Genomic DNA, 14,241 nt, shown 5'->3' on the forward strand with positions numbered 1-14,241 from the left:
CAGATGTGTATAAGAGACAGGTTGTAGTAGTAGGTGATACCTGAAATGGAGAACCTATACCAATAAGCATTCCACTTTCGTTGAACCAAAAATAAGTTGTGGCTCCCGAAGCAATCAACGTTGCTGTTTGCCCTTGACATATCACTGTAGGGCCCGTAATAGAAAGAATAGGCTTAGGCTTAACAACAATGACAATGCTATCTTTTGCACGATCGTTGTTGCCGTCTATTACATTAAACCATAATCTGTAATTGCCAGGTGTGCTTCCAGTAAAAACCACTGTTTGAGCATTGGGATTGTCTAAAAAACCAATATGACCTGTCCAGTAAAATGTATATGGTGGGATACCACCATTAAAGAAACCATGTAAAGTCACCGTATTATTTTGACACAAAAAAACTGTATCATCAGCTGGATCAATCCATGCAACAAGCTGTGCATTTATTCTCTCTATCATAAAAACAAGTATAAAGAGATATCTTAAAAGTTTCATTTTTCTTAATTTAGCATTAATTATAACATTTTCCACATACAAAAGCATAGGTGCAATTACCATTTATTACAAAAAACATTTCTGTAATTTTTTTTTGTTCTTTTATGTATTTTTACTTATAACACGATGCTGTGCATGGTTTTGCATTTATTTTTAAATTTGTCCTCAGCAAAAAAAATTCATGAAAAAAATTATTTTTTTATTAGCTTTAATCATAAGTTTTAATACAACTTTTTCTCAGAATGACAGCTCAAAAAATGAAGATGTCATTTTCTACAAATTTGGAGCCGATTTGACACTTGGATTTTACATGTACAATCAAAACATTTTTTTCGAACTCATACCCGGCGTTACTTATTTTCCAGTTTATTGGTTGGGCATCGGCGGAGGTTATTATTACCAATATAGCAAAATTTTTTTTGAACAAGTAATCGATGATATCAACGTAAATGGTTTACGTACCATGATTAGACTTCATCCTATACCTCAGGGCTGCATACATTTTGAATATAGATTTATGACCTATCGTACCAATATTTTTAATGCCCCCACTTACGAATACGAAAACATTTATTGTCATGCTTTCATAGCAGGAATAGGTTTTACCCGTTCTATCTCTGAACGGGTTTATGCTCATACCCTCATTATGATGGATTTCCTACAAAACTACAAGACACCTTACACCAACCCCATTATCCAAACTACTTTCGAGTACCGATTCAACTTACCTACATCTAAAATCACCAAAAAAAGCAAGAGAAAAAAATAATTATTTATTTACCTTCCTCGTAAGCTACAATAGGTATTGAGATCATCATATTCTGACGAACAGGTATGCCATTGGTAATAGCTGGTTCAAAAGGAAGAGTAGGAATAATTCTAACTACCTGTTCATCAATACCATAACCTACTCCGTGAATAATTCGAACATCTTGAATCTTTCCATCAAAATTGACATCAAAACTAACTAACATAGTATCACGAAGATTGACTTTCTTAGCAGCTTCAGGAATGGTTATATTACTATAAATAATCTTATACATTTCTTTAACATCACCTTTATAACGAGCTTCTCTGCTATAAATAACATCCATGTTCTGTTTGTCTTTATACTTATTTGGGTCTGTGGTTGGATTGATCTGAGAAAACATGGCAGATATGAATGTAAGTGAAACGGAAAACAATAATGTTTTCATAGTTTATTAATTTTATACAAATTTAATCAAAACTAATGCCAAAAATTACATACGTAATATTTATCATAATATATTTTTCACCTTCATTTTCTCAAAATGAAGATACTATCTATTCAAACGATCCGTGCTTATTGCTTCATCAGGCTTGCTACGACAATGATTTAGCAAAAGTAAAGATCTTATTTAAACAATATCAACTGGATGCTAATTGCGTTTTAGATGCTTTATCTCCGATTTTTCCAATACATTACGCTGTCACAAATGGAAATAATGCGATGATTTTATGGTTATTAAATCATGATGCTTACATCGATGCCCAGGATAAAGATGGCTATACTCCACTTCATCTTGCCATTTTGTTGCAAAAAGATACGATTTTCGATCTATTACTAGCCAATGGTGCTAATGTAAACCTACAAGATAAATGGGGTAGAACTCCCCTCTTGCTAGCTATTGAAAAGGATCGACAAGATTTAGTTGAAAAATTGCTGCAGTTCCGCCCTAATGTTTCTATTAATGATTTTTTGCATCTTTCGGTATATGAGTATTGCACTTTATTCTCCGACACAAATATGGCAAATGTATTATACCATCATCATGTCCCATGCCCGTTTACTCATACTCAACTTAATGCTTTTCATATATCCAAACTAACATCTAACTTTTTGATGCAAAGGTGGTTATTAAACACATGTCAGATCAATGATACAACGTTTCCTCTTTCTATTTGTCTTGAATTTTATAACATTGCTTGCTATTTTAACCAATCTCAATGGAAAAAAAACATCTTGTACTTTATGAAAACTCATTACTCTTCAGATTCATTACTCATGTTTCGAAAAAACTTAATTCTAAAAAAAGATCTTAAAATAACACACGATCTAAATAAATTAAAGATGCCACGAGGCTATTTTTTTGTGTTTCACCCTTTTATATCATTTGGTTTTCTTAGTAATGGTAGATTTTTCTTCGCTCGAACAGGGATCATTTTTTCTGATTACAACCACCTCTTGGACATGTCAGTTCATTTAAGCCTAACTTGCTGGCCTTCATGGAATAAAATTAACATGGAACCTTTAGTATATTACCAAATCAAGGAAAAAAGGTATATGGTGTCTGCGATTTTCCAAAAAGGAATTTTCTTTCACGAAATTTTTCGACATACAGCACATCTATCTCCGGGTATTGAAATAGGCTATACATGGGGATTTTATCCCTCGCTTGAAAAAGAAGCTTTTAACTCATTTTATGTCTATCCTTTAGTTAAATACAACTACAATTTACGTTGGTTAACTCTGATGTCCTCCATACATTATATTAATTTTCATCAAAATAGTACAAAATGGTTTATTTCTCTTTCCTCCGCAATAAGGTTGCCATGAAATCGAAATTATTCATTAAACTTTTGATTTTTTTTACACTCTTTATTCGTTGCACTACTGGAGAAGAGGAAGAATGTGATTATACAGGCTGCCAAACAATACCTCCTTCCACAGGTAATCTAACCATTAAAGTTTCACGCGATGAACAAAACCTGAAGGTGCCGATTTCTATCTATCTAGGTAAATGGGGAACGGGAATACTTTTAATTCAAGATACCCTAAAAGAAAGTAAGAAAACTTACATTGTACCTGTCGATCAGTACATCACAGCTTCAGCAACTTATTTTCATGATAACAAAAAAACAATTGTTATTAATGATGGCAAAATCAAATTAATAAAGGATAACGTTTGCGACTCAATTTGCTATCATATCATTGATCTTATATTAAATCTTCAATTAAACAAATAAATTACCGACGCACGTTGTGATTAATAATAACGTCAAAATACTTTGGATTCCAAAAAACTTCGAACTTAAGATGTTCGAATTGATTAAAATCCTTTCCTTCGAAAATATCTACATGAAACACATTCTTGAGGACCAACCATGGCAATTCTGAACAGTAAAATGAGGTGGTATCAGTAATATCGAATGAATGGTCAAATGGAACCTTCCGCTCTAAGTATTCAATAGCTTTCTTACTAATTAAGTGTCTTGTGGTGTCATTAGCAAATTTAAACCTTACCACCATGATTGAATTGAGTTGACTATCCCACAGAAATTGTGGAAAAGATTGTTCCTGAACACCATCTATTGGATAAAGTGATTGGGATACACAGTGAATAATTTTAAATCCATGCGGACATGTATCACAACTTACCAGTATACCCACATGAGAAACATGGTAATCTTCGTTAAATGTCTGCACAATACCATCACTAACCAGACCATATCCATGACGAAGAATAAAATCTCCATCTTTTAAAAGGGAGTATTCTTCAGGATTAAGGTCATAACGAACTATATCACGTGTAGCACTCGAACGAACATTGTACGTAACAAAATACAATAAAAAAGCGGCAAGAAAAATTCCCGCTACCATGAGAGGTTTTTTCATTGCCGCTTCTTTATAACTTCTTATTTCTTTTCAGTTGTTGGCTGGGTTTTGGTAGTGTCGTTTTCTTCTTCTACGTCATCCATGGGAGCATTCATATCACCACCCATTTCTTTGGGAACCTGAGAAACTTTCCACTTACCTTCGACCTGTTGAAGCATAATTTTGCCATCTTTGCCGTCCTGTTTATAAGTACATGTAGCTTCTTTGTCCTTAACTTCACACTTCATGTCTTTAATTTCAACTTCTTTTTTCTGATCTTGTTTCTTCACACCAGCCTCTTTAGCAAAACCCTCGATCATGGTTACCAAGCTAGCTGCTTTTCCTGTAGCAAGTTCTCTAGCCTTAGCATATTCACCCTTTGCTAAGTACTTCAAGAAATCTTCTGCTACCTTTTCAGGTTTCTCTGCTTTTTTACAATTGCTTACAGCAATCATTACAAAAACTGCAACAAGAACACTCAAAATTCTCTTCATAAAATTATAATTTTTGGTAAGGCAAAAATAATCATTTTTGAATTATGTGCAATAAAAAAATGAATTGAATATACGATTAACCACAATGGAAATGGTCACACAATAGGAGAACTACCCTTGTTAAAACGTAAGAAAAAATACCTATATGTATTTTTTAGTTAAGTTTTGTTTTGCTACATTTGCAAAAAGAAGTCATGCGCAAAGTTTTAAACAAATTAATCTTTTCTTTATGCTGGAGTTTTTTAATAATATCTTGTGCAAAAAATGATGCACAGGTTTCAGACTTTAGCGCTAATGAAATAAAACTAATAACATCTGGTTCCAATTCTGATTCATTAAGAGTTTTAAATTATTTTATACAAGCCGATTCAATCATTTTACGCAAGAAAAGTTCAAGGATCACAGATCTGAATTCACCTTTCTTAAAACTTCTTATCAGCAGAATGTATAAAACTGTAATTATCGAACAGGGTGTAGGCATAGCAGCTCCCCAAGTAGGGATAAATAAGCGTGTCATTTGGGTCCAACGACACGATAAGCCGTCAAAGCCTTTTGAAGTTTATATTAACCCGTGGATTGTCAGCTATTCAGACACACTGGAACAAAGAAATGATGGTTGCCTGAGCATTCCTGGTGTGTACGGAAAAAGTTGGAGAGCTATCTGGGTAGAAGTCGATTATTTTACTCCCGACGGTCAGCATATCAGAGAAAAAATTAAGCATAAGTATACAGCTCATATATTTCAGCACGAAATTGATCACCTTGAAGGTATTTTATGGATCGACAGAATCAATAAACCTTAATTTTTCTTCTCATGTATACTATCGCCACAGTCGTTGGTGCTAGGCCTCAGTTTATTAAAGCTTCCGCTCTTAGCAGATTATTTAGTGTCCATTCCAAAATCAGGGAGATTCTTATTCATACTGGCCAACATTACGATTTACAAATGTCAGACGTTTTTTTTCGAGATCTTGAATTACCACGACCTCATTTTAATTTGGAAATTGGTTCTCACGATCACGGCAAGCAAACTGGTCTCATGATTCAAAAACTCGAAGAAGTATTGGACGAAATTCAACCCAATGCAGTTATGGTTTACGGAGATACTAATAGTACCCTGGCTGGTGCTTTGACAGCAGCTAAAAAACATATACCCATTTTTCACGTAGAAGCAGGTCTTCGCTCTTTCGAAAAGAACATGCCAGAGGAAATCAATAGAATATTGACTGACCATATGAGTACGGTGCTCTTTTGTCCTACTTCAACAGCAATTCATAATCTGAAGAATGAAGGGCTCTTTCACCATGACAAATTACCTCATTCTATTAATCAACCAGGTATTTTCCTAACTGGTGATATTATGTATGACGTAGCCCTATATTACCAACATAAGGCTGAAACTGAATCGCTTATTCTACACCAACTTAATTTGCAACCCAATTCTTTTTTCTTGGTAACCATTCATCGAAGTGAAAATACGGATAATCGCTTAAAATTGGCATTACTAGTTGAACTGCTTGAAAAAATAGCTTCATATTTTCAACTCCCTGTTGTCTTCCCCATTCATCCACGAACACAAAAAATGATTCATGAATTTGAGCTATTCGATAAATTGAAAAAACTGAGTAATCTTGTTTTAACTAATCCCCTTTCTTATCTAGACATGATTCAACTTGAATCCAATTCTCGCCTTATACTAACTGACTCAGGTGGCGTGCAGAAAGAAGCTTATTTTTTTAAAAAACCTTGCTACGTTTTAAGAAAAGAAACTGAATGGGTTGAACTTCTAGAACAAAAAAAGGCCCGCTTGTGGATGTATGACAATCAGAAAGCATTGGCTGATATAGAAGAATTAATTACTATTGACAACGAAAATTTTGCTGCTGTTTTTGGTGATGGAATGGCTGCTAATCGAATTTTGTCCATCATTGAAAATGAAATTTTATTTAATGAACCTTAGGAATTCTATCATCTGGATTGGAATAAGTTGTTCAGTAGCTATTCTCATTGTCCTTCTACTAATGGGTTATATTTTTAATGTATGTCAGCAACTTTGGTTAGCTGCATTTATCATTATCACACTGTATTCTCTCATTGCTCCTGTATTAAATCAAAGATCTGAAATTAAACTTTCAAGCATTAACCTCATGCTTTTGACCAGTTCCTTACATCTGGATACTTTAATTTACGTTTGGCTTTTTGTACCTTGTAAATTGAGTGAAAGTGGCTTTAAATGGGAATATGTAATTTTCACTGCACTTGTTACTTTAGCCGGGAATTTTCTTAATTCCTTGTTTTATGAAAAATCCTGACTTACTTATTGTTACACCTCACTTGAATAGTCGACTTGAGTACGTATTGCATTACGTGTTCGAGCAACGCATGAATTTAAAATTCCAAGTACTTAACAACTCATATATTCAAAGTTTTCCATACCCAACGTTGTTTTATGGCTTCCCGACATCTCAAAGCGAAGTTATTTCCATTCCTTACTCGGGTTACCTTGATTTACCCATTGACAAGTTATATATTCCTCCTATTGAAAATCGAGAAGGAATCCCTGTCATTTTTGCTGGGAAAAAGTCCGACGAATTTTTATTTGATATTTTTTCGGCTGTTTTTTTCATGCTAACACGCATAGAAGAAATTTTAAGTACTAAAGTTGATGAACATGGACGTTTCGATGCATGCCACAGCTTTATGCATTCAAATCATTTGCATCATCGAGCATTAGTGGATGAATGGATCATGATTTTATCTTCTACACTTTACAGTCGATTTCCGGGTTTACCCATAAAAAGAGTTAAATCTAATTTCAGCATTACGATGGATATTGATCAGCTTTTTTCGTACAAGGGAAAAGGCTTTATCAGAAACAGCGGTGGTTTATTTAGATCCTTTTTAACAGGAGAAAAAGAGAAAGTCAAAGAAAGGTGGCAAGTATTTTTAAATAAAATACCAGATCCCTTCGATATTTATAATAAATTATCAGACCTCATTCCGTCGGAATTCTTGCCCATTCAAACTTTTATATTAGCTTCTCCTAAAAGGACTTTTTTCGACAAAAACACTTCATTTAAAACTATTACGGAAAAAAAAGCATTGAGCAAAATTAGTTCATATTCACTATTAGGGTGGCACAGCTCATATTATAGTCAGGTAAACTTTAATAAATTTAAATCCGAAAAAAAACACATAGAAAACATCATTGGCCAACCAGTGAATAAACATCGAAGTCATTATCTTCGAATCCATATTCCCAAAACATATCAATGGCTTGTAGACTGCGGTATTACTGAAGATCATTCGTTGGGATTTGCTTGTGATTACGGCTTCCGAGCTGGAACAGGCAAACCTTTTCCTTTTTACGATATTACACAGGAAAAAGTCCTTCCCTTGACTATTCACCCATTTTGTATCATGGATGGAACATTGGTGGATTATCTTAAGCTTTCACTCGAAGAAAGTGAAGAAGTTCTTAAAAAAATGTGGAATTACGCAAAAAATAACGATACAGACATGTGTATTCTTCTTCATAATGAAACTTTTTCAGAAAAAGGCCGTTGGGTAGGATGGTCTAACATGCTTGCGAAATTCTTCAAATATGTTCAATTGAGTCTATGAAGAAACTATCTCATAACGAAATCAATAAAAAAAAATGGGATGAAGCTATTTTGAGTTATCAGGTATCTTTTCCATATGCGTTGAGTTGGTTTCTGGATCTTGTCTCACCAGGTTGGGAAGCTTTAGTATGGGGTGATTACGAAGCAGTTATGCCATTACCAGTAAAAAGAAAATGGGGTATTCCTTATCTTGTTCAACCTCCTGGTTGCCAACAACTGGGTATCTTCTGCAACGTCGATCCTACTCAATTCCTTTCTCAAGCCATAAATTTCATCAATAAACATTATCCTTATGTTCACATTTATTTCAACTATACAAACTATCACCCTTCTTTTAAACAAAGAACAAATCTCATCTTACCTATTCACAAAACTTATGAGGAAATCAGACAAAGCTATCATACTAATCTAAAAAGAAATCTTAAAAAAGCTCAATCTCACCAACTTATCATCTATGAAGAATCCGATTGGAAAAAACTTTTTACTGCATTCAAAAACGGACCATACGGAAAAAAGGTAAGTCACCTTTGGTTTCAAAAAATTGAACTCATTGGTAACGAAGCAATTAAAAGAAATTGCGCTAAAATATTTTCTGCTTATTCAAAAGATAAGGAATATCTCGCAGGAATGATGTGTTTGCTGCATCAAAGCAGGGTTATTTTTTGGATTTCTACCAACACAACTCAGGGTAGAAAACTTTCCGCGATGCATATGCTTCTGGATCATGCTATAAGAATTTTTTCAAAATCTTACAACATTCTAGACTTTGAGGGCAGTGAAAATCGTAACCTCGCCCATTTCTACAGACAGTTTGGAAGCATCCATCAAGATTATTTTGTGTATAAAAAATTTTTATTTTTTTAAGATAAATCTATATTTTCTCTCACTCTAGCGAGAAATAGCTTTGCAACCTGCTAATTAATGAAAATCAGTTGTTTTCTTTGACAGCAAGCAGAACAAGATTTAATGGCAAAACTTTTCGCCTATCAGGAATCAAATAACCAATTAAGAAGCCAAGAAATTGCAGGGGGAAAATGAAAAGAAAATTAAAAAATGGTTTGATGAAAGGAATACCGGGTAATCTTTGATGACGTATTTCGCTTGTTATAAGTTGCGTAATAGTATGGATAGTATTGGATGTTTTCTCAAGTTGCAGAACTTTAAATCCATTTTTTTCGAAAATATATCTTAGTCCAAATGACGTAAGACGTCGGAAATCGTATGGAATATTGTGCTCTCCCCATGCAAATGGAATGCTAATCAGCACATATCCTCCAGGTTTTAATATACGGTAAAATTCTTTAATAATTAGCTCAACCTCTGGTACATGTTCTAAAACTTCAGTTGCCAAGATCCCATCTAGTGAATTATTTGCGAAAGGCACTTCATTTCCATTGTAAAAAATAATTTCGTCCTTTCTATCATCTTCGAATTGAAAAGTCACTTCAAAATCTACTCTATAATATTTATTACACGAAATGTAAGGACGATATGGAGAAATTCCACAACCAAAATCCATTACGTTTCCCTTTAAAAAAGGAAAATTTTTTTTCAATTTGCGAAAAAGGAAATATCGTGCAATAAAAACAGGATTAAAAAAAATATCCCACACGTTTGGGATATAATCTCGATTTACGCGATATTTTTTATTCATGTTCATGTATTCTTATGAAAAAATCAGTAAAAATTTAAAGTACCAAATTTATTTAGTTTATTACATTGAAGCAAATCACAATTAAAAAAGTTCGTTCATTTATTCACAAAAAATAATATTTGTTTTAATTACTTTCTAAAAAAACATATATTTGTAATAAATTCATTTTCATGGAAGGAAAAGGTAAATTATTTGTCACTCTTTTTTGGGGCGTTATTGCCATTCTTGTTGCTTACATATTAGGCCAAAGTTATGCTTCAAGAACCAAAAAATTACAAAGAACCGTTCAAGTAACCGGTTATGCTGAACGATCTTTTAAATCGGATCAGGCTAGTTGGACAGCAGAATTTACACGTTATTCTGAAAAGCTTCAGGACGCTTCTTCTGCACTAAAACAAGATGCTGAAGTAATATACAATTTTCTAAAAGAAAAGGGATTTAAGCAAGAGGAAATATCTTTTTCAGCTGTAGATATTACTAAAGAATACGATTATGTAGACTGCGAGGACAAAGGTAGTGTTAAATCCAAGTTTAAAGGATATAGACTTTTTCAGAAAGTAACTATCCAATCCAATAACGTTGAAGCCGTAGATAATATTTCTCGTGAAATCTCTGATCTTATTGAAAAAGGGGTTGAGATTACGAGCTATCCTCCGCTTTATTACTACAGTAAATTAAATGAGCTTAAGCTGGAATTAATTGCTGAAGCATCGAAAAATGCTCGGGACCGTGCTCAAAAAATATGCGAACAAACTGGTGGTAAAGTAAAAAAACCATTATCTGTTAAAATCGGTGTGTTCCAAATTACCAACAAAAACAGCAACCCCGAATACTCCTGGGAAGGTGTATATGATCTAGAAGCCAAAGAAAAAAACGCTACTATTACCGTAAAAGTAGAGTTTGAAATAAGATAACATCCTAACTTACTTTAATATTGTTATGTGATTTTTCAAAGAATTCAATTATGTCAAAAATATATCTTGCTATATTTTCTATTCATTTTATTTCTGTTAGTTTATATTCTCAATCTGTTCAGTGGTTAGACGCTGCTTTTTCAGGGCCAGTCTTTTCCCTACAAGTAAAAGATACATTGGCTTTTATCGGAGCCGGAAGTGCTTTTACTATTGTTAATGTTTCTAATCCTGCCTCACCACAAACCATCAGTCATTGCCACGTGACCGATTGCATCACCTACATCAAAGTACATGGGAATGTATGTTATGTTGGAAATAACGGCATGGGTATTGCTATCATTGACATAACCAGCCTACAAAACCCAATTGTGAAGGGCTACATGTTTCACGGTGAAGCCACTGGTTATGAACCCGTTATCTCAGGCAATGTTGCCTATTTTCCTCGTGGAAGTTCTGGCATTATGGTCATGGACATCACTGACCCTTTCCAACCCACTCAAATATCCTCCTGGAACCCAATCGGACATGATTTTACCATCGATGCTGAGCTGAAAGATTCAATTTTGTTCATAACTGATAGGGCTGGTGGAATATACAGCATCAACATTCAACATTCTCCCCCACAAACCATACATTCATATCAAATTCCCGGCTGGAATTTTTTTGAATGTGCTTTAGATGAAACCAAGCAATATTTATTTGTTACCGCCTACAAAAACACATTTCCTTTAAACGATACACTAAAAATTTTGGTCTTTAATGCTCAGAATTGGTCAAATCTAACTCCTATTGCACAATTTCACCATAAAGTTTATAGCATACCTCTTGACTTAAAAGTAAAAAATGGACGATTATATGTTGCTTCATGGTCAGATGGTGTAGTAGTGGTAAACGCAACCAACGTCCATTCCATGTATCATGAAATTTCCATTCCTTCAGCTAAGGAAACCAATTGGGTTGAAATACGAAATAATCTTATCTATAAAGCCGACTTGGCTGGTGGCTGGAATATTTATGACATTAGCCAACCACTTAATCCTACTTTAGTCTATTCATGGGACGATGCTGGCGATACGAAAGACATAGCCTTAAAAGATAATTTCATTTATGTGGCCATCGAAGATGAAGGCGTTGGAATTGCTGAAATCAAACCTAATGGTCAACTAGAAGAAAAACTGCTTTGGAAAGTCCCAGGTGGTGCTAATGGCTTGTACATTAAAGATACACTTTTGTTTATTGCATCTGGGTCAAAAGGCGTACTGGTTGCCTCCATTCAAAATCCAATGTTTCCTGATAGTATTACACGTTTAACTCACATAGGTGAAAACGGTGCATGGAAAGTTACCGGAAAAGATAACCTACTTATGGTTGGCGAAGTATTAGGAGTATCCGGAGGTCTTTATTGTTGGGATATTTCAAATCCTTTCAATCCTCTTTTAAAAAGTTCTCTTTTTTTTCTATTTGAGCCAGTTCATAATTTGCATATTTCGGGAAATCATATTGCAGTAGCTTGCTGGGTCCCTTACCAGGCAAAGACATTAAAAATCATTGACTTTTCTAATCCCACTAATCTCGTCGTTTCAGGTTCATTTAGTTGTTACTGTTCGGATGTAAAAATTTTCGAAAGGAACAATTTAAGTTATGCTGCTGTTTCGATCGGCAGTGGGCTACCACTCGTTCTTAATGGTTTGGCGATACTCAATATTTCCAATCCACAAAATATTATTCAAGAGGACTTTTATCAAACTGGTGTGTGGGGTAATATGACCGCCGCTGTGGCTCTTTACGATCATTATGCATTAACCAGCGAAGGTGGCATACAAGCATCAGGTATGCTAAGAATTTATGACATAAGTGATCCTCAAAACATCATTCATGGCGAATCATTTCAAATCGGAAGCAATACATCCAATAACACCATTTTAATTAAGAACAACCATATTATTCATTCATCGGGCTCTGCTGGAATTATGATATTCAAATGGAATCTACCTACTTACGTGGATAATTTTTCTGAAAAAAATAACAAGATTCAGGTTCTGACTGATTTTGAACAAAATCAACTCAAAATACTCCACCACCAGCAACAAGGATTTATTTTCCGATTATACGACCGAATGGGCCGTAAAATTTCGGAAGAAAACATTATATCATCACCCTATTACATTTCGTTGAATAAATATACTCAAGGACTTTACTTTTGGGAAGCTTGCTATGTTAACGATGAAAGAGTTACGGGTATTTTTTTGATCAAATAAGGCTTTTTTAAATTTTTCACGACTTTTCCATACCTTTGCAAAAAACTTTATGCGACCTATTCGAATGGTAGATCTTCATTCCCAATATCTCAAAATTAAAGAGGAGATCGATGCAGCTATTCAATCTGTGCTTGATTCCACACAGTTTATCAATGGCCCATTTGTAGAAGAATTTCAGAAAAATCTAGAAAAATACCTACAGGTTAGACATGTCATTCCATGTGCAAATGGAACGGATGCCTTACAAGTGAGCATGATGGCACTAGATTTAAATCCTGGTGATGAAGTAATAGCTCCAAGCTTTACTTTTGTTGCAACTGCAGAGGTAATTGCTTTGCTTCGACTGACTCCTGTTTTGGTAGACGTAGATCCTAAAACTTTCAACATCTCACCAGATGCAATTCGCAAAGCTCTTACCCCACGAACTAAGGCTATCGTGCCCGTACATCTTTTCGGTCAAGCTGCTCCTATGGAAGACATAATGTCCATAGCTCGTGAACATCATCTGTATGTCATCGAGGACGCATGCCAAAGTATTGGTTGTGATTACATCTTCTCTAATGGATTAAGAAAAAAAACAGGTACTATTGGGGATATTGGATGTACGAGCTTTTTTCCATCTAAAAACTTAGGTGCTTTTGGCGATGGTGGTGCTATTTTCACCAACAACGACGAATTGGCTGAAAAGCTTCGTATGATAGTTAACCATGGCATGAAAATACGTTACTATCACGATGAAATTGGAGTTAACAGTCGTTTGGATGCTATACAAGCTGCCATTTTGAACGTAAAACTTAAATATCTAGACCGTTACATTGAGTCAAGACAAAAAGCAGCAGAGTATTATGATAAAGCTTTTGGTAACCATCCTGCTTTGATCATTCCGTATCGTTCACCTTATTCAACTCATGTTTTTCATCAGTACACTCTCATTGCAAATGGTTTTAATCGAGATGATCTGATTAATTATCTTAAGGAAAAAAATATACCGGTCATGATTTATTATCCAGTACCTATGCATTTACAAAAGGCTTATAGGAGTGAGAGATACAAAGATGGGGACTTTCCTGTAAGCGAATGGCTTAGTAAAAATGTTTTCTCATTACCGATGCATACCGAACTTGATGACGAACAATTAGAATACATAAGCTATCATGTTTTAAAATTCGTTAATCAATTTTAATAAATA

At 34.4% G+C, this 14,241-nt stretch carries 16 protein-coding genes; 11 read left to right on the plus strand and 5 right to left on the minus strand.

The features are described from left to right. Positions 1-493, minus strand: a 493-nt coding sequence (locus tag N2Z72_01200) for a hypothetical protein (GenBank protein MCX7696293.1), incomplete at its 3' end; no start/stop codon positions are given. 181 nt (positions 494-674) lie between these two features. Here N2Z72_01200 and N2Z72_01205 point away from each other — a divergent pair. Continuing rightward, positions 675-1,262: a hypothetical protein gene (locus tag N2Z72_01205; protein MCX7696294.1), complete on the plus strand. Its 588-nt coding sequence runs from the start codon at positions 675-677 to the stop codon at positions 1,260-1,262. Positions 1,263-1,266: 4 nt separating this feature from the next. Here N2Z72_01205 and N2Z72_01210 read toward each other — a convergent pair whose 3' ends face one another. Further along, positions 1,267-1,689, minus strand: a complete 423-nt coding sequence (locus tag N2Z72_01210) for an energy transducer TonB (protein ID MCX7696295.1) — start codon at positions 1,687-1,689, stop codon at positions 1,267-1,269. Positions 1,690-1,724: 35 nt separating this feature from the next. Here N2Z72_01210 and N2Z72_01215 point away from each other — a divergent pair, with 35 nt between their 5' ends. Together N2Z72_01215 and N2Z72_01220 are read left to right on the plus strand one after the other, a co-directional pair. Then, positions 1,725-3,071: an ankyrin repeat domain-containing protein gene (locus N2Z72_01215; GenBank protein ID MCX7696296.1), complete on the plus strand. Its 1,347-nt coding sequence runs from the start codon at positions 1,725-1,727 to the stop codon at positions 3,069-3,071. Further along, positions 3,068-3,481, plus strand: a complete 414-nt coding sequence (locus tag N2Z72_01220) for a hypothetical protein (GenBank protein MCX7696297.1) — start codon at positions 3,068-3,070, stop codon at positions 3,479-3,481. Before N2Z72_01215 ends, N2Z72_01220 begins: the two co-directional genes overlap by 4 nt. Position 3,482: 1 nt before the next feature. Here the strand turns inward: N2Z72_01220 and N2Z72_01225 are convergent, their stop codons facing one another. Both N2Z72_01225 and N2Z72_01230 read right to left on the minus strand, forming a co-directional pair. Continuing rightward, positions 3,483-4,130, minus strand: coding sequence for a YiiX/YebB-like N1pC/P60 family cysteine hydrolase (locus tag N2Z72_01225; protein ID MCX7696298.1), 648 nt, complete (start codon positions 4,128-4,130; stop codon positions 3,483-3,485). Positions 4,131-4,150: 20 nt separating this feature from the next. After that, positions 4,151-4,603, minus strand: coding sequence for a DUF4878 domain-containing protein (locus N2Z72_01230; protein ID MCX7696299.1), 453 nt, complete (start codon positions 4,601-4,603; stop codon positions 4,151-4,153). A gap of 194 nt (positions 4,604-4,797) precedes the next feature. Between N2Z72_01230 and def the strand changes: the two genes are divergently transcribed. The 5 genes from def to N2Z72_01255 are packed head-to-tail and all read left to right on the plus strand — an operon-like array spanning position 4,798 to position 9,090. After that, positions 4,798-5,406, plus strand: a complete 609-nt coding sequence (gene def / locus N2Z72_01235) for a peptide deformylase (protein MCX7696300.1) — start codon at positions 4,798-4,800, stop codon at positions 5,404-5,406. An 11-nt stretch (positions 5,407-5,417) separates the two neighbouring features. Then, a complete protein-coding gene (wecB, locus tag N2Z72_01240; protein ID MCX7696301.1) occupies positions 5,418-6,563 on the plus strand; it encodes a UDP-N-acetylglucosamine 2-epimerase (non-hydrolyzing) in 1,146 nt (381 codons plus the stop codon). After that, entirely contained in the window at positions 6,553-6,915 is a 363-nt protein-coding gene (locus tag N2Z72_01245) for a hypothetical protein (protein ID MCX7696302.1), read from the plus strand. Before wecB ends, N2Z72_01245 begins: the two co-directional genes overlap by 11 nt. Continuing rightward, positions 6,902-8,227 (plus strand): hypothetical protein, encoded by a 1,326-nt coding sequence (locus N2Z72_01250; GenBank protein MCX7696303.1) that lies wholly within the window; start codon positions 6,902-6,904, stop codon positions 8,225-8,227. The genes N2Z72_01245 and N2Z72_01250 overlap by 14 nt, the downstream gene beginning before the upstream one ends. Next, positions 8,224-9,090, plus strand: a complete 867-nt coding sequence (locus tag N2Z72_01255; GenBank protein MCX7696304.1) for a hypothetical protein — start codon at positions 8,224-8,226, stop codon at positions 9,088-9,090. The genes N2Z72_01250 and N2Z72_01255 overlap by 4 nt, the downstream gene beginning before the upstream one ends. Positions 9,091-9,154: 64 nt before the next feature. Here the strand turns inward: N2Z72_01255 and N2Z72_01260 are convergent, their stop codons facing one another. After that, positions 9,155-9,880, minus strand: coding sequence for a class I SAM-dependent methyltransferase (locus N2Z72_01260; GenBank protein MCX7696305.1), 726 nt, complete (start codon positions 9,878-9,880; stop codon positions 9,155-9,157). 170 nt (positions 9,881-10,050) lie between these two features. Between N2Z72_01260 and N2Z72_01265 the strand changes: the two genes are divergently transcribed. From N2Z72_01265 to N2Z72_01275, 3 genes are read left to right on the plus strand one after another with little or no spacing between them, the layout of a single operon-like run. Continuing rightward, positions 10,051-10,794 carry an SIMPL domain-containing protein gene (locus N2Z72_01265; protein ID MCX7696306.1) on the plus strand — a complete coding sequence of 248 codons (744 nt, stop codon included), beginning with the start codon at positions 10,051-10,053 and terminating at the stop codon, positions 10,792-10,794. A 50-nt stretch (positions 10,795-10,844) separates the two neighbouring features. Then, a complete protein-coding gene (locus N2Z72_01270; GenBank protein ID MCX7696307.1) occupies positions 10,845-13,052 on the plus strand; it encodes a hypothetical protein in 2,208 nt (735 codons plus the stop codon). A gap of 49 nt (positions 13,053-13,101) precedes the next feature. Next, positions 13,102-14,235, plus strand: a complete 1,134-nt coding sequence (locus N2Z72_01275; protein MCX7696308.1) for a DegT/DnrJ/EryC1/StrS family aminotransferase — start codon at positions 13,102-13,104, stop codon at positions 14,233-14,235. Positions 14,236-14,241: the final 6 nt, after the last annotated feature.

It is taken from the genome of Bacteroidales bacterium (genome assembly GCA_026418905.1).
GTDB lineage: Bacteria > Bacteroidota > Bacteroidia > Bacteroidales > DTU049 > JAOAAK01.